Source organism: Rhodococcus sp. NBC_00294, from assembly GCF_036163995.1.
Lineage (GTDB): Bacteria > Actinomycetota > Actinomycetes > Mycobacteriales > Mycobacteriaceae > Rhodococcoides.
Genome location: NZ_CP108043.1, coordinates 378,233 through 394,362, shown reverse-complemented (window position 1 = coordinate 394,362; position 16,130 = coordinate 378,233). Strand labels below are relative to the sequence as shown.

Here is a 16,130-nt window from a genome sequence, read left to right as displayed (position 1 = left end):
CGTTTCATTCTGTCAGTGCGACTGCGCGAGCGGATGACCATTCTGTGACACCCATGTTGCCCTGCGCTTTTCACTGATGATCCGCATACTATGAGCAATCATTCCCGGCCACAATCGCTGGGTATCTTCCGCGGGGAGAACGGGTCATGGACATACGGGAGTATTTCTCGGCCTGGCGGAGACACTGGGTCACCATCGTGCTGTGCACCGTGCTCGCGGTCGGTGCTGCCGGCGCGGTGTCGGCCCTGTCGCAACCGACCTACGTGGCGACGGCGCGACTCTTCATCTCGACCACCGGTGCGGGATCCATCAGCGACGCGTATCAGGGCAGCCTGTTCTCCACCGGTCGCGTCGCGTCGTACGCGGGGCTCGCGGTGGGCAAGCAGGTGGCCGAGCGCGCGATCGACGAACTGGGTCTGAACGTTCCTCCGGAGAGCGTGATGTCGAGAGTCACCGCCGCGGCCGTCACGGGATCGGTTCTGCTGGACGTCACAGCCAGCGATTCCGATGCGGCCGCTGCTCGCGACCTGGCTAATGCGGTGGCGTCCCAGACGAGCCAGCTCGTGCAGGAGCTGGAGACGGCGCAGGCGGGGCAACTGCCGGCAGCCACCGCCACCGTGGCTGATTTCGCCGACCTCCCTGTCGCTCCCTCGAGTCCCCGCTGGGGCCGCAATCTGGTGTTCGGGCTGTTCGGAGGGTTGATCCTGGGTCTCGCGACGGCTGTGGGTCGCTCGGCCCTCGACTCGACCGTGCACACCGACGACGACATCGCGGCCGGCGCCGCCGGGCCCGTGCTCGGTGTCGTTCCCCGCCAGGAGGACGCGAACGCCGACTCCTTGCTTCTCGGCTCGTCGTTTCCGACGGCGGAGGAAGCGTTCCGCGAGATCCGCACAGCGATCCTCGCGCTCAGAACGGGCACACCGCCGCGGACCATCGTGGTGGCGGCGCCGACGGTGGGGACCGGATCGACGACGGTGGCGGCAGGACTGGCGGCTGCACTGGCGGACACCGGCAGATCGGTGGCCCTGATCGACGCCGACTTCCGCGGCGGGAGGCTCCCGACTCTGTTCGGTATCGGGGGAGTGCCGGGGCTGAGCGAGTTGCTGCGCGGCAAGGCCACACTCGACGACGCCGTGGTGCCCACCGACCGCGACAACCTCAGCATCATCGGTACCGGCGTCGCCACCGAGTCGTCGAGCGCCCTGTTCGGCCGCGTGACGATGAACGAGATGGTCAAGCAACTTCACGAGTACTTCGAGTTCGTCATCATCGACGCACCGCCGGTGCTGTGCTCGGCCGACGCGGCCGTCCTCGCGGGAGTCGCGGACGGCGTCCTGCTGGTGGCGCTTCTGGGGTCGACCACCTCGGCGGATCTGACGCACTCGGTGGGGAAGTTGGGACTGTCCGGCGCGATTGTCCTCGGGTGCGTGGCCACCAGCCACCGTCGGCGCAGGCAGCACGACGCACCTCAGGTGAGGCGCGGGCTCCCTACCGGGTGATAGTCGAGAGCCGCGTCGCGTGTCCCGATGGGACGAGCAGGGACACCCGCGACGACGGTCCTCGGCGCCACGTCGTCGCGCACGAGCGACGCGGCTCCCACCACTGCACCGGCTCCGATGCGCACGCCGACCACCACCATCGACCGGCTGGCGATCCAGGCGTGGTGTCCGATGACGATGGGGCAGTAGGTGGTGCCGAAATCGTCCGAGTCGACGACGTGCTGGCCGCTGATCATCTGCACGTGCGTGTCGATCTCCACGTCGTCGTGGATGGTGACCTGCCCCCGCGCGTCGAGCAGGCAGCCTGCACCGATGGCGCAGTGCGCACCGATGACAAGGGAGCGCAGCCCCAGCACTCGGGTACCCATCCTGATGGTCGTGCCCTCGCCGATGGTGGCCCCGAACAGCCGCAACCAGCCCACTCGAAGCGTGCGTGACGGGATCCGGGTGATCACCACGTTGTAGAGCCGCTCACCGGCCTGCTCCCGAGCGCCCGTCTGCACGCGGGAGACCCACTGCTTGCGCGAATCGTCCGTCGAGACCGGTGCCGCCATGCGACAACTATTGCACGAAAATGGACGGATCGTCGTGGTCTGTCACCGTGCGCCCGCAGCCCCAAAACAGTCACGACGCCGCTTTCTGTCCAGTTTCAGCGCCCTTATGAGTAAAGTAGCCACGCCTTTTCCATTGTAAGAACGCGACCGATGTGAACAAACATTGTTCGACGTGCAAAGAATGGTTCTGGGCGTTATGTTTCGTCTGCACGCGGGTGGGGAGCGTCGTGCCACCCACGACCGAGAAGGTGCGAGATGAAGATCGTGCATGTGTCGGAAGCGTTCGGCGGCGGGCTGCGGAGCGCCATCGTGAACTACGTCCGCGGTGCCGACGCCCACGAACACCACCTGTTCGTCCGCACCCGCGTGGGCCACGAGACCTTCGACGTGCCGGAGACGGCGACCGTCCAGACGTTCGACGGCGACCTCATGGCGTTCCTCCGTGACGCACGAAGGTTCATCCTGGACAACGACTTCGACATCGTGCACTTGCATTCGAGCTACGCGGGGCTGCTCCGCGCGATGCTCCCCAAGGGCACCCGCATCGTCTACTCCCCGCACTGCTACGCCATGGAGGAGGGCCACCCGCCCGCGAAGCGCCTCACGTACTGGGCGGTGGAACGCTTCCTCGCCGGCCGCGAGCAGATGCTGATGGCCGTGAGTCCTCGCGAACTGGCCATCGGGCACGATCTGCGCCCGAGCATGCCGAGCCGCGAAGTGCCCAACACCGCCACCCCCATGTCCCTCGTCGTGGAGCGACCGCCCGCGTCGGACCGCCCGTTGGTGGCGATGCTCGGACGGATCGCCGACCAGAAGGACCCGCGCTTCTTCGCCGAGGTGGCCGAGGTGGTGGGCCCGTCGTGCGAGTTCGTGTGGATCGGGTCGGGTGACGAGGGACGCGAGCGCCTCGAGCGAGCCGGCGTCCGTATCACGGGATGGATCGAGCCGGCCGAGGTTCGTCGTCTGGTCCAGACCGCGAGCCTCTACCTCCACACGGCGGCATGGGAAGGGGCTCCGCTGTCCACCCTCGAGGCGGCCGAGATGGGATGCCCGATTCTCAGCCGCTCGATTCCCAGCATGGTGTCGCTCAACTACCCCCTGGCCGGCACCACCCCGGTGGAGATGGCTATCGCCGTCCGACGGTTCTTCGCCGACCTGGACTACCAGGAGCTTGTCCGTGCCCAGTCCGTCGAGGTGGCCAAGTCCTTCGACTTCGCGCTGATGGCCGGGCGGTTGACCGAGGCGTACGACTTCGCGCGCTCACGACTGGGCAACACAGCGAACGTGGCTGGGGATCGAGGCACGCGGGACGGCATACTGACCGCATGAGTACCGGCCGTACCGACGTGGAGCTCGACGACACCGCACCCGTGGCTCTGATCACCGGAGTGGGTGGTCAGGACGGGACGTACCTGGCCGAGCTGTTGGTGTCGAAAGGGTGGCAGGTCCACGGCATCGCCCGCCCGGACGACGATGGACCGCCGTTTCTGCAGTACCTCGACGGTGTCACCGTGCGATACCAGGACATCGCCGACCCGGTCGCGACCACGACGGCAGTGCAGGAGATCGCGCCCGACTACGTCTTCCACCTGGCCGGCATCTCGTCCGTGTGGAAGTCGTGGCAGGACCCGGTGACCACCACGCGCGTCAACGGAGTCTCCGCGGCAGCGCTGCTCGACGCCTGCCTGCACCAGCAGGAGAAATCGGGGAAGAAGGTGATGGTGGTCAACGCCTCGTCCGCCGAGATCTTCGCCGGATCGACCGAATCACCGCAGACCGAGGACACCCCGATCAAGCCCACCTCGCCGTACGGAGCATCCAAGGCGCTCTCGCACAACCTCGTTCAGATCTACCGCGCCCGCGGGCTCGAGGGCACGAACGCGATTCTCTACAATCACGAGTCACCTCGCCGACCCACCACCTTCGTCACCCGCAAGATCACCGCGGCCGTCGCCGCGATCGCGGCCGGCAAGCAGGACACCCTCACCCTCGGCGACACGAGCATCCGGCGTGACTGGGGCTGGGCCCCGGACTACGTCGACGCGATGTACAGGATGGCGATGCACGGCAAAGGCGACGACTTCATCGTGGCGACGGGGGAGGCGCGGTCGATCATGGAGTTTGTACAGGCGGCCTTCGATGCGGTCGAGATCGGCGATTGGGAGGAATTCGTCAGATCAGACACGACGCTATCGAGGCCGGTGGACCAACGGGTGAGTGTTGGAAACCCATCGAAGGTGCGGCGGGAGTTGTCCTGGACCGTCTCCCGAGACTTCAGTGCGCTAGTCGCCTCGATGACACAGTCCGATAGTTTGGTTGTAAGAGCCGAAGGCTAGCGACAGGTGGCTGCCAGGGCCGCGGCTACGGTCGGTAGCAACAGGCGCAGTCCGCCACGTCAGTTGTGCCGGGATCGCTTTCTAGCGCATTCCGTGTGGTGGGTTTTTCAAGACAAGTCGCATCAGAGCATTCTGCGAGTCCATGTCTATGCGCCCAACGCCAGCACAAGCCAGATGCGTCCACCTGGATGTGTCGTCAGCTTAGAGAAAGCCACAAACTGTGTTTGTCGTCCAGAGTCAACCCGACATTCGCGTAGTCGACCCGACGGCCCGGTTTTCTGTGAGGTCAAACACATAAGTCAACCGTCTCTGCGCCATCGAAAGCCGCCCGTCCCTGCTGTGTTCAACCGCACTCCCTCGATGCCGCAGGGTGAGTGCGCGGTGGCCGACGTCGACACGTAGTCGCCAACCCCGCCGCTTACGCAGGTTGTTGTTCGTCTCGAATGAGTTCGCTGCGGACGCGTTACCACCGGATAATCGCCTCCAACCGGGTATTCGCACAGTCGTCTATGCACGGCGGCCGAAAATTGCCCAGGTATCGGCGAAATTCCGAACTAGCATCAACCGACCGAACGTAGTCCTGATTCCTCGTCATCCCTCGAGTCGCCCCGAGCCGGGCTGGACCGTACTCTGACGCATGTCGACACAGCGGTGCACAGAGTGGAGGGGTGGCAAGAGAAGTGCCAACGAACGAGTCTTGCGCGACCACACTTCGCGACCATGCATGTAGCTTTGACCTTAATAAAGCAACAAAATGTGACCGAACACGTCTGCACTAAGAATCAACTGTCACGTAGAAGAATGTGAGTGCGTTTTGCACCGTTTGGGATATGTCTTTCTCAGTCACAGCCATTTCGATGGCAATGTTAGGGTTGGCAGCCACCATCTGTCCGAAAAGATAGCCGAAACAGAGACGGACGCGGTCGTGTTACATGCCTCCACACCGGTGTCCTCAGTACAAGCAAGACTCCGACGGCAGTTGAAAACTCCACGTTATGTCGCCGCCCTGAACGACCCGGTTTCGCGCGCCGGAGTGCGCGACCTAGTGCCCAAGCAAATCCTGCCGCCCAGACTGGGCATCGGGAGGCAGACAGAGGCGTGGGTATCGGCCGAGCTCTCAGAACGCGGTGTTGCGCAGGTTGTCATTCTGGTCGACCAACCACTGTTTGTACATACTGCTGAACGCCTTCGGCGCACGTTCGGGCCTGAAACTCTTATCATCTATCGTCCTACGGACATCCATCCGCGCGGAGCACTTGCTAGGGCAGAGCACCGCTTGATTCAGGTGGCGGATGCCGTTATAGCGACCTCACAAATCACCCTGGATACGGTCCTGAAGCAGACGGATGCGCGGCCTGGCCTCCGAACATTTGTACTTGAGAATGGCGTCGACTGCGCCATGTTCGAATCAATCGAGCTTTCCGCAAACGAACGGTGTGGTTTCGTATACGTAGGGGCCATCGATGACCGCTTCGATTGGGATGCAGTGATTGCTATCGCCAATGCGTACCCGCAAGAAAAGATAACATTGGTAGGTCCGGTGACAGTTGGCCGCAATTCACTCCCGCCGAACGTACTGTGTACTGGCGCGGTGCCGTATCTGGAAACGCCAGGTGTGCTGTCGCGAGCTCGCGTCGGATTGCTACCGTTCAACAGCAATTCTCTCAACGCTGGTCGAAGCCCAATGAAATTCTACGAGTACTTGTCAGCTGGACTTGCCGTCGCAGGCACTCGGACGTCTGAACTGAAGAATCGGGATGCGCCTCGCGTGTGGCTTTGGGATCATGAGGAAAATCCCGCTGATCAAGCAGGACGCGCTCTGGCTGATGTCTGGAGCTCAGCGGGCGTTCGCCATGCTCGCGCGTTCGATTGGCATGCTCGATCGCGCGACCTGATGGCGATCATTGATGACGTGTACGATTCCCAGTTGGGGCGGAGGCATCCGTGAAGAACCAGCAGAAGACCGAGTCAGCATCAGCCAGCATTCACTTCAGAACATATTGGTGGATGAATCCCATCTGGGTCATCGCAGTTCTCCTGCCGTTAATCGTTATCTACGCCTATCGATCAAACCCGCGGCAGTACGCGGTGTGGCGGGTGCAGAAATTCGTATCTTTCGACACGGCATCTGTGATGTTGCTGGGACTCTTGGCCATGGCGATCGGTTACGCGATTGCGGGCTTGGTCAGGGTGCCGGCGCCTCCTCGAGATATTGTCATGTCGAGGGCGTTGCTGGAGACCCTGAAACGCATAAGCACAGTGTCCCTTGTGTTGTTGCTGCTTTCGTACGCTGTCTGGGGCTTCCTCGCTGTCAGGGGAGGGTTGAGTACTGCAGACATCCAAGCAGTCCTCGGGTTCGAACGCGGAGCAGTTTCTGGGGTGAAAGATCGCGCCGCACCGGTAGGAGGCTTGACCTCGTTCACCCAACTGGGCCCCGCGATCGTAGTGCTAGAGATTGTCTTACTTCGTGCATCCATGCGCGACAACCGTCGCGTAGTCGTGATCGTTGTGGCGCTAGCCTCCGTTCGCGCATTGTTCTATGGAGAACGGCTTGCGCTGATCGAGGTGCTGCTGCCTCTGGCCTTCATATGTCTTGCACTCCCGCATCGCGCGACGTCATCCTGGAGGTCGAGCTTGGGGAAGTGGGCCCCAGCTGCAGCTCTGCCCGCGCTGTGGACGATCTTCGCAGTATTCGAATACGGTCGCAGTTGGGCAGCATACAAACGGTCCTTCGATGGAAGCTACGCCGAGTTCGTCACGCAGCGACTCAGCGGTTATTATGCCACATCAATCAACAATAGCGCTCTATTTTACGATTTATACCCCACCGTCAATACTCAACCATTATATTCGTTTGCATCCTTCTGGGACGCTCCTATTTTGTCTTCGATACTAGGCACGCCCGAGATCGGATCGGTTGGTGTTCGAACATGGTGGCGATGGACTCTCGCATCTCAGGCGAACCCAGAATTCAATAACCCGGGATCGTTCGCCGTGACAGGTGCCGAACTCGGGTTGGCCCAAATGGCGCTGTACTGGTTCGTGGCGGGCGCCGCCATAGCGTTGATATATCGATCTTTCCGGCGAGCGTCAGTATTCGGCCTGGTCGCCCTACCCGTTTGCTATGTCGGTTTGATCGAACTTCCACGCATCATATACTGGATGCAAGGCCGTTTTACTGCGACAATGCTCATCCTGCTCGTACTGGCCTACGTGGTAAGACGGGACCGGAGTCAGCTTGTGGCGCATAAACAGGCCCCAAGAATTCAGTTGAGCAAACAGGGAGCGCTAACAGAATGATCACTGACATTCGGGGAGTCAACACGCACAACAAGGGTGCTCACCTAATGCTCTCGTCGATTACTCGTCAGTTACCTGACAAGACGACTAAGGCAACCAGTCCGAACGGCGCAACGTACGCGGACCGAGCGGCTCTTGGTCTCAGGCAGACCTTCGTTCTTGATCAAGCCGCTCGTTTGACTGGCGTTACTGGATCACTTATTCCCGAGCGTCTAGCAGACATGTTCGGTCTAGCGCGCATGAAGGATATTAGCGGAGTCCTGGATGCATCGGGATTCGCTTACTCCGATTCGTTCGGCGCATTGCGGGCTCGCCGCGAAGCGTCGCTCGTGCCGCTTTGGCGCCGAAATGGGACCGTTAGAATCTTTTTACCGCAAGCTTTCGGGCCGTTTGTAGATGACGACACCGCTAGATACAGTCGTGAGCTCCTCAAGGATGCCGATCTAATATACGCGCGAGATCAAATCAGTTTGAACCATCTCGACAGACTCGGCATTGATGCGTCTATTGTCCGTATCTGTCCAGACTTCACTGTTCTAGAGACTGGGATTAATTGTCGCGAATCCCCGCAGGAACCAGCTGGGATATTCGTGCCAAACTCGAAGCTGATCACTCATGGTGGCCAATCAGAGAGAGAATACATCGCATCCGCACAACGGGTGTTGAGAACGTTCACCGACATGGGGTTGCGATCCGTCGTCGCGCCCCACGAGTCAACGGATGTCCGCCTTGCCCATCTGATAGTCGATGGCACAGAGGCTGACACGTTCTGGGCAGCGAATCCCCTCGAGATCAAGGGTTTTCTTGCTGCGGCTGAGGTGGTGGTCGGTAGTCGGTTCCACGCGCTCGTCGGGGCACTGTCTTCCGGGCGCCCCACGGTCGGCCTCGGCTGGTCTCATAAGTATGACGAATTGTTTGCGGACTACGGTGTACCACAATGGGTTGCTTCTAACGGCGAAGACCTTAGCGAATTTGTTCGCTACGTCATTCAGGACCAGGCTGGGCTTGAGCAGGTGAGGCGGAGGGGGGCCGAAATCAAGGGCCAGGTATCTGAGATGTGGCGGCAGGTCAATGAGACGCTTGGGAGCGCGGTATGATTGCAGCGGTAAAGCGGGCCGTCAGACGAGTGCTGCCTTCTGACGCTGGCGAACGGTACGCGCGCACTCAACAGGTGCTCCGGCGGTGGTACTTCGATGATGGTTACCGGTTCACTCGTCTCATCTATAGCCGCGGAGCAAAAAGCTATCGACGCGAGAAGTCAGCTTTCCACGCTGGCGCGAGGAAATATTATCGTGAGTCTGCAAATGCGCAGCAGAGGTTTGAACTTCGCCGACACGTTCATATGATAGAAAAGGGCCTGTGTATGCAGCCCCGCCGGGCAACGTTCGCAGCCGCATACATCGAGGCAACTGTAGCTGCTTACGTCAATCTTGCTCCGACTCTAGACACCGAGGAGCGTGAATGGGTCGGCTCGGTTTTAGCCGATTACGTTGATGCGACTAGCGCCAGTGATGACGTGCGAGTGCAACGGGCTGCGTCCATCGCGATGGCGTCCGGGTTGTTAGCGGCGCAGGACTTCCGTGATAGCGCGCCTTACGAGGTGGGTCAGCCAATATCACAGGTTGCCCAGATTGATCTTCACGATCTTGCAAACATTCGAACGTCGGTCAGGTGGTTCACCGCCGATAAGGTTCCGCGCGAGGTCATCGATACGGCGGTATCGACCGCGCTTCAAGCGCCGACGGCTTGCAATCGCATCCCCTGGCAGATTCGCATCTTTGATGAGCCCGGCGCGGCTCGCGAGGTAGCAGCACTTGCGATGGGAACCGCTGGATACCTGCAGAGTATTGCGAACGTGGCCGTCTTTGTTGGTGATCAATCGGCCTATTTCGATGAGCGTGACAGACACCTGATTTATATTGATGCTTCACTTGCGGCGATGAGCTTCGTGCTGTCGCTTCAGGCTGCGAACGTGTCGAGCTGTTGTATCAATTGGCCCGACATACCAAGACGGGAGGCAAAGATGGCCCAATTGCTTGGGTTGGAGAAGTATGAACGGGTTGTAATGCTGGTTGCATTCGGGTTTCCGGATCCTGCTGGTCTGACTCCATTTTCTGGCAAAAAGTCGATTGATTCGGCTCGTTCTTATGGCTGAGAAGAATAATCGTATTGCTGTCATCGTCCGAACAAGCTCAGCGCGGTGAAGCTACGGGGCCCGTCCACCGCCGGGGGAAACGCGGCATTCTTACTTGCAGACAGTGTCATCAGGATGGGTGCTGCACTGCTGATTGGGATCCTTGTCGCTCGGACCTTCGGCCCAGAGGGTTTAGGTGCCATAACGACCGCGATCGCTGTATGTACGATTGTGTTGGGATTCTCCGCACTGGGTATGAGCGGAATCCTCGTCAAAGAGCTGATAGAGAAACCGTCGACGCGTGGTGCGATCATTACGACTGTCGTGGTGTGCAAACTGGTTTTTGGTCTTATTCTGTACGCTGGCATGATTGCAACAATGTTCCTTTTCGACGCATCCGATATCTTGGTCTTGACGGCGATCATCGGATTTGGGTACATGTTTACCTCCTTCGACGTTTTTGAAGCAAACTTCAACGCAGATAGTGACTTCAAGCGTTTGGTTGCTTTGCATGTAGCGGGAGTGTCTGTTGCTACCGCAGTCAAGGTGGTGGTTATCGCTACGGGTGGCAGCATCCAATTTTTAGCAGTCGGATATGCCTTGGACTACGCCTTATTATATGCGTTGCCTGCTGTCTATTTTTTTGGGAGAATAGCTAAAGCGCCGAGAGAGTCGACAAGTTACAAATACGCGTTCAAATGGTCTGAGATGCGCAGTTTGCTGCGTCGTAGCTGGCCAATTATGATGTCCGGTTTCCTCGCCCAGCTCAACCTACGTATTGACGCAATAATGATTGCGGCCTTCGTCTCGGTGAGTCAAGTCGGTGTTTACAGCGCGGCGGGCCGGCTTTCCGAGTCATGGACAGTCCTCGCAATGGCCGTCGTATCTTCGATGTTCCCAGGCCTGGTCCGATCCTCTCGATCGGATCGGGATTCATATGCTAAAGGACTGACAACACTGCTTCGACTTCTGATCTGGATCAGCTTCGGCGGAGCGCTCGTGGTACTCATGGCAAGTTCTTGGATAATCAAATTTTTATACGGCGATGCTTTCAGTGCAAGCTCGACGATCTTGTCGATTCACATCTTCGGTGGCATGTTTCTATTCATACGAACTGCTCTTTCGCGATGGCTTATCGTCGAGAATCTTTATATCTTCAGTCTCGTTTCACACGGCACCGGGGCGGCCGTCAACATCGTTGGGAATCTCATTGTGCTGGATCGGTTCGGGATCGTTGGTGCGGCATGGGTGTCGGTAGCGTCTTACGCGACCTCCGGCCTCCTTTTCCTACTGTTGACATCACGCACGCGCGTTCTGTTTTGGATCGTGCTATCCGCTGCGGAGCCTGGAAAGAGGGGATCGCGGCGCGTGCGTCAATTAGTTGATTCATTACCTTCTGCATCCGGTGTATCTGATCGCGCCAGCGGAGCACGTTCATGATGAACAGGCGTGAGGCGTTGAAGTTTGGTGTCGGAAGTGTGCTCTTAGGTGTGGCATCAGCTTGCTCTTCGAGTACTCGCTCGAGCAGCGAGGTGAACGTACTTGTCGATAACGCCATCACCGGGTGGTGGATCGATCCCCCTGCGATGGGCGTGGAAGGAACTACGTACTTCGGTGCGGCCGGCTCAGACGGCTCTGTTCTAATGAACAGTTTCAACCGTGATTCCGCACAATCGTTTGTGATTGCCAAGTCAGGTGTTGATGACCATAACGGGCCGGCCGTTTGGGCGGAATCTGGCGTGCCATTAGTCTGTGCATGGTCCTTCCATAATGCAGACCAGTTGGCGAGGGTGAGAATCGGTGGCCTGCCCGGCGCTGGTGATGCACTGTCGTTCGGACGGGAATCCACAGTACAGCTTGGAGGCACTGTTAGTTACGCGAAATTGTTTCGGGTTGTAGACTATACAGACTCGAACGCGTGGAAATTCCGGTTGCTGGTTCGTGTCCGATACGTGAATGATGGCACAAACGTCTATTCCTGGAGTGCTTGCACCTTTCTTGTCGACAAGGAGAGCAAGACGGTCGAGTGGCAAGGCAAGGAACAGACACTTGTTGCGTCTACGAACAACCGTGTTCCGTATCTGAGTGCCGCTCTGGATGATGAGGGTAGACGTACAGTTCGTTTGGCGATCGGTTACCACCCGGTAACGCCCGGCGACCAAGCGCCGATCCGCTTCGCAACATATGATGTAACTGATAACGCTGTCTACAACTCGTCGGGGGAATTTATGTGGTCTCTGGACGGTGACCCACTCGCTAATCGAACAGATCGAGAACTCGGTTACGTCGTGCGGCCTGCTGAACTCGGCAGTCGGCGAAGACGATTTTTGGGTGTTGCCGCAGGGCCTAGTGCGCCCGCTGTGCTCTACGCTGAGTGGGATCAAGACGATGAAGACAACGCTACATACTTCGTTGCGTCGGCCTCACCAGGTGAAGAATTATGGTCGTCGTTCAGCTTAGGCCCAGCTGGCACACGCATTGGACATTCGGAAACCGCAAATTATCTGTCAGGCGCGGCTTTCCAGGCTTACCCAAGAACGTCGTCCGACGTTACGTTGGTTCGCAACACCGGGTCCGAGTCGGTCGTCGAGAGGTGTCATCCAGCGGCTATGGGTTGGGTTCGTGAGGAGACTGCGTCTTTGCCATACGTGCTCGCGCGCCCTATCTCGTCGGTCGAAGATGGTGCCGATGGTCTAATCGCGTCTCGTATCGAGCGTTACGGAAGCGAAGCGGGTGGCTTCACGGATTTTGATGGTCAGGTGATTCTGGTCAATGAGTGAGAGGAAGGCTCCGGTAGGAGATCGGACTGATGTGACCGAGATGCGCATACTCCATGTGACAGAAGCTTACGGTGGTGGTATCCAAACAGCGATTGCTTCTTACATCCGCAACTCGCCGGCTGGAATACGACACTCGATCATCGCCCGCGGGCGGTCTGGTCATGAGACGAATACGGATTTAGGTTGCCCCGTCCGTTTGGTAACTGGCGGATTGCGCGAGTTCTTCAAATCGGTAAGCGTCGAGATTGCGGCTCTTCAACCGACAGTCGTGCACTTACACTCAAGTTACGCGGGAATCTTCCGACTTTTTGCTCCGCGTGGTGTCACAGTGGTGCATACCCCGCATGCGTTCGCATTCTTGAGGCTTGATGTCCGAAGAATGAGTCGGCTAGCGTATCTGATAATCGAAATATTGCTCGCGCGGAAAGTGGATGTTATCGCGGCCATCAGCCCGTTCGAGTACAAATTGGCAAAGCGGCTGGCGCCCCGTCGCGCTCAGGTGCGTTACCTGCCGAATGTAGCTTCTCCGACTTCATCTGTCCCACAACTAGATTCTGCCGCCCAAGCTGGCGGTATGGACATTATTACAATCGGACGAATAACTGCGCAGAAGGATCCCCAGTTCGTTGCGGAGGTTGCTCGTCATTTGAGCCAGGGGTGGCGGTGGGTGTGGGTTGGTGATGGCGACGTCGAATCCAAGGAAGTCCTCCGGTCGGCGGGCATTCAAGTGACTGGCTGGTTGCCCAACGCCGAAGTCATCAGCTTGCTGCAGGGCGCGGCCCTTTACGTCCATGGCGCGGCATGGGAGGGTGCGCCGCTTACACTCCTCGAAGCGGTGGCAAACGGCATTCCGGTCATTGCGCGAGATGTGCCGACTCTTGGAGGGCTAGGGTTTCCGACGGGTGGAGCTGATGCTGAGGATATGGCGGACGCAATCGAGAGGTTCTTCGTTGACGATGCAGAAAGCGTTAGAGTGCGGAGTATTTGCGATATGTCGATGCGTGTCCACTCAGAAGAAGTCCAACGAGAAGCGCTTCGTGATTTGTACATGGGAGATGCGTTCGATGTTCGATCCTGTCAATCATACAACGACGTTAGTAGCGCAAGTATGACCGTTGCCTGGGGTGCCGATAGTCGTGACCGATGAGGCTGGTGTACCCAGGACGGATAGTTAGCCGTAATGTGGGTGGCAATAGCACCTACGGCCGTGCGGTGATGGCGGGCGTGCAACAGGCTGGATTTGAGACGGTAGAGATTGGGTTCGGACGAAATCCACTTTCGACTATGCTGCGTGAGAACATGGCGCGTTATCGTGGCCGTGTAACGGGTGACTTGATTCACTATCTTGCGGATACCGGGCCGTTGGTGGGGGGAGGTTCGCCGGCGGTAGTGACCGTTCACGGGATCGCGAGTCGTTGGATTGACGGAGTTCGAAACCCGGCTCAGGAGTTCGTGTGGAGGTCTAGAGTCCGGCGTGCTCTGACGACATGTTCGGCCGTGATCACGCCGAGCTCGTCCTCCGCTCAAGACATATCTGATGTATTCGATATTCCGATCGAAAATATCGCTGTCATTCCTCACGGGATTGAGCACATGAAATCCTCCTCTCCGTGCGCCGATGTGTTGTCGGATGTAGTAGAGCGACAGTTGCGTCGAGAATTTATTCTATACGTTGGCAACATAGAACCCCGTAAGAATCTCGAAGCTTTGGTAGCCGCTATGGGAATGCCAAGTGTTAGAGAGTTGGGCCTAGATCTTGTGGTCGCAGGTAAGCCGGCATGGAATTTTGGTGCCGCAATGTCGGCAATCGAACGGTCCCGTGACGTCGTGTACTTGGGCTATGTATCTGATTCCGATAGGAATGCTTTGATGAGGCGGTGTCGCGCCTTCGTGTTTCCTAGTCTCTATGAGGGGTTTGGATTTCCGGTGCTGGAGGCGCTTTCGTCGGGTAGGCCGGTAATAACCTCAGATCGAGGGTCGCTAGCCGAAGTCGCAGGGCCGTCGTATATCGTCGAGGAACTCACGAGTGAGGGGATTGCAACCTCGATTGTGTCGGCCATGAACGACGATTCCTGGCTACTTTCGTGCGAAACTGCGGGCCCGGCGTGGGCTGATCAATTCACCTGGAAATCCAGCGTCGCATCCCATATCGAAGTTTATCGGGGAGTTTTGGGCGAATGAGATTAAACATTGTGATCCTCCACGCATACAGTGCTGATAACCTGGGCGATGGTTTGTTGGTGGCCGAGTCTCTGAAAATTGTCAGGCGGGTTTTTGGATCTGACGCTTTGATCACGATCTGCGCATCCTATCCGGAGACCTTTGATTTGCCCGGAGTAACGATTGTTAATTCCAGGCCTGGGAAGGCGGGGTTCAATCGCTCCTACCTTCGCGTCTTGGTGGGCGTGAACGAATTCGATGCGGTGGTGGCAGTTGGTGGTGGCTACCTGCGTGTTGGTGGGGTGGTCGAGGGTGTCAAAACGGTGTTGGTTCATGGTCCACAATTGATAGCCGCGGCGCTCACATCAACGCCCGTTGCATACCTCCCGCAGAGTATTGGTCCATTTCGGTGGGGTTCTGTGCACGTGATTCGCACTCTTCTTCGTCATGCTGGCGTTGTCTATCTTCGGGACGATAGATCAGTGCAGGAACTTCGTCTAGGTAATGTAATTAGGACGTCTGATCTAGCCATACTTACAGGCTCGTCTCAAATGTCACGAAAAATTGGAGAGGCACCTGTTGATGTGCCGGTTCTCTCCGTCCGGCCGGTGGGCGGATCGGTTCCGGACCTGGTTCGGGTGCTGGCACATTCATTGAACACTTTCGACGGCTACGTCCAGAGTGACACTGGGGGCAACCGAGACCGTGATGCAATGGTTGCACTTAAACCACGGTTGATACTGACAAGGCAGGAGTTGATGGGCTCCGGGCGTAACGCTGGCCGTCGGGTCGTGGTGGCCGTTCGCCTACATGCTGCACTGATGGCGTTGCGGGCAGGCCACTTCGTTATCCACCTAGCGTACGAGCGTAAAGGTTTCGGGGCCTTCAAGGATTTGGGCCTCGACGAATATGTGCACAACGTGAACATGTTCGAGCCTGCGCAGGTTCTTGAGCAGATTCGCCTTCTTCAGCAGTCTCCTGAGGCTCGAGCCCTGTACGACGATGCGGTGGAGCGAACGCTACGGGAAGCGTCAGTGAGTTACGAAACGCTCATTGATCGGCTCAGGACCTTCACGACACCTGTCTGACAGCCGATCGTCGGCACATCAGCGGGCCTCTTGGAGTTCCCCGATCTACCGCGGTTGGTAGATGCGCCGGTAAGACCGACGTGGTTACGCGGGCAGGTTGGAGCCTCGTCTTACGCGCGAGTTGGTCAGTCTGATGGGATTGGGCGGTTCCACAGGTGGGCCGCAGGTTTCTCGGGTACAAATACACACCATGCACGCTTTACTCTGCCGTCTCGGGCGCCACGACTGGTCGATCTCCGAGAGTCGGCCCGGCGTCTGGACGCTCTCCGGCCAGGTGCT

General features: G+C 58.5%; 13 protein-coding genes. 12 read left to right on the top strand and 1 reads right to left on the bottom strand.

The annotated features are described in order from the left end of the window. Window positions 1–146 precede the first annotated feature (146 nt). Entirely contained in the window at window positions 147–1,499 is a 1,353-nt protein-coding gene (locus OHB23_RS01775) for a P-loop NTPase (protein WP_328810733.1), read from the top strand. Here the strand turns inward: OHB23_RS01775 and OHB23_RS01770 are convergent. Beyond that, the gene (locus OHB23_RS01770; protein ID WP_261782283.1) at window positions 1,469–2,053 is read right to left on the bottom strand and encodes an acyltransferase; all 585 of its coding nucleotides are present in this window, start codon (window positions 2,051–2,053) and stop codon (window positions 1,469–1,471) included. The genes OHB23_RS01775 and OHB23_RS01770 overlap by 31 nt on opposite strands. A 255-nt stretch (window positions 2,054–2,308) precedes the next feature. Here OHB23_RS01770 and OHB23_RS01765 point away from each other — a divergent pair, with 255 nt between their 5' ends. The 11 genes from OHB23_RS01765 to OHB23_RS01715 all read left to right on the top strand — a co-directional run bounded on the left by OHB23_RS01765 (window position 2,309) and on the right by OHB23_RS01715 (window position 15,851). Further along, window positions 2,309–3,382: a glycosyltransferase gene (locus OHB23_RS01765; RefSeq protein ID WP_328810732.1), complete on the top strand. Its 1,074-nt coding sequence runs from the start codon at window positions 2,309–2,311 to the stop codon at window positions 3,380–3,382. Beyond that, window positions 3,379–4,389 (top strand): GDP-mannose 4,6-dehydratase, encoded by a 1,011-nt coding sequence (locus OHB23_RS01760; RefSeq protein WP_328810731.1) that lies wholly within the window; start codon window positions 3,379–3,381, stop codon window positions 4,387–4,389. Before OHB23_RS01765 ends, OHB23_RS01760 begins: the two co-directional genes overlap by 4 nt. A gap of 925 nt (window positions 4,390–5,314) precedes the next feature. Continuing rightward, window positions 5,315–6,337 (top strand): glycosyltransferase, encoded by a 1,023-nt coding sequence (locus tag OHB23_RS01755; RefSeq protein ID WP_328810730.1) that lies wholly within the window; start codon window positions 5,315–5,317, stop codon window positions 6,335–6,337. Continuing rightward, window positions 6,334–7,689 (top strand): hypothetical protein, encoded by a 1,356-nt coding sequence (locus OHB23_RS01750; protein WP_328810728.1) that lies wholly within the window; start codon window positions 6,334–6,336, stop codon window positions 7,687–7,689. The genes OHB23_RS01755 and OHB23_RS01750 overlap by 4 nt, the downstream gene beginning before the upstream one ends. Further along, window positions 7,686–8,786 (top strand): polysaccharide pyruvyl transferase family protein, encoded by a 1,101-nt coding sequence (locus tag OHB23_RS01745; RefSeq protein WP_328810727.1) that lies wholly within the window; start codon window positions 7,686–7,688, stop codon window positions 8,784–8,786. The genes OHB23_RS01750 and OHB23_RS01745 overlap by 4 nt, the downstream gene beginning before the upstream one ends. Next, window positions 8,783–9,844 (top strand): nitroreductase family protein, encoded by a 1,062-nt coding sequence (locus OHB23_RS01740; protein WP_328810726.1) that lies wholly within the window; start codon window positions 8,783–8,785, stop codon window positions 9,842–9,844. The genes OHB23_RS01745 and OHB23_RS01740 overlap by 4 nt, the downstream gene beginning before the upstream one ends. Before the next feature lie 45 nt (window positions 9,845–9,889). Further along, complete coding sequence (locus tag OHB23_RS01735; protein ID WP_328810725.1) at window positions 9,890–11,263, top strand: flippase; 1,374 nt, start codon at window positions 9,890–9,892, stop codon at window positions 11,261–11,263. Window positions 11,264–11,355: 92 nt separating this feature from the next. Continuing rightward, the gene (locus OHB23_RS01730; protein WP_328810724.1) at window positions 11,356–12,603 is read left to right on the top strand and encodes a hypothetical protein; all 1,248 of its coding nucleotides are present in this window, start codon (window positions 11,356–11,358) and stop codon (window positions 12,601–12,603) included. A 40-nt stretch (window positions 12,604–12,643) separates the two neighbouring features. Beyond that, window positions 12,644–13,750 carry a glycosyltransferase gene (locus OHB23_RS01725; protein WP_328811705.1) on the top strand — a complete coding sequence of 369 codons (1,107 nt, stop codon included), beginning with the start codon at window positions 12,644–12,646 and terminating at the stop codon, window positions 13,748–13,750. After that, window positions 13,747–14,784 (top strand): glycosyltransferase family 4 protein, encoded by a 1,038-nt coding sequence (locus tag OHB23_RS01720; RefSeq protein WP_328810723.1) that lies wholly within the window; start codon window positions 13,747–13,749, stop codon window positions 14,782–14,784. The genes OHB23_RS01725 and OHB23_RS01720 overlap by 4 nt, the downstream gene beginning before the upstream one ends. Continuing rightward, window positions 14,781–15,851: a polysaccharide pyruvyl transferase family protein gene (locus OHB23_RS01715; protein ID WP_328810722.1), complete on the top strand. Its 1,071-nt coding sequence runs from the start codon at window positions 14,781–14,783 to the stop codon at window positions 15,849–15,851. The genes OHB23_RS01720 and OHB23_RS01715 overlap by 4 nt, the downstream gene beginning before the upstream one ends. The last annotated feature ends 279 nt before the right edge of the window (window positions 15,852–16,130 follow it).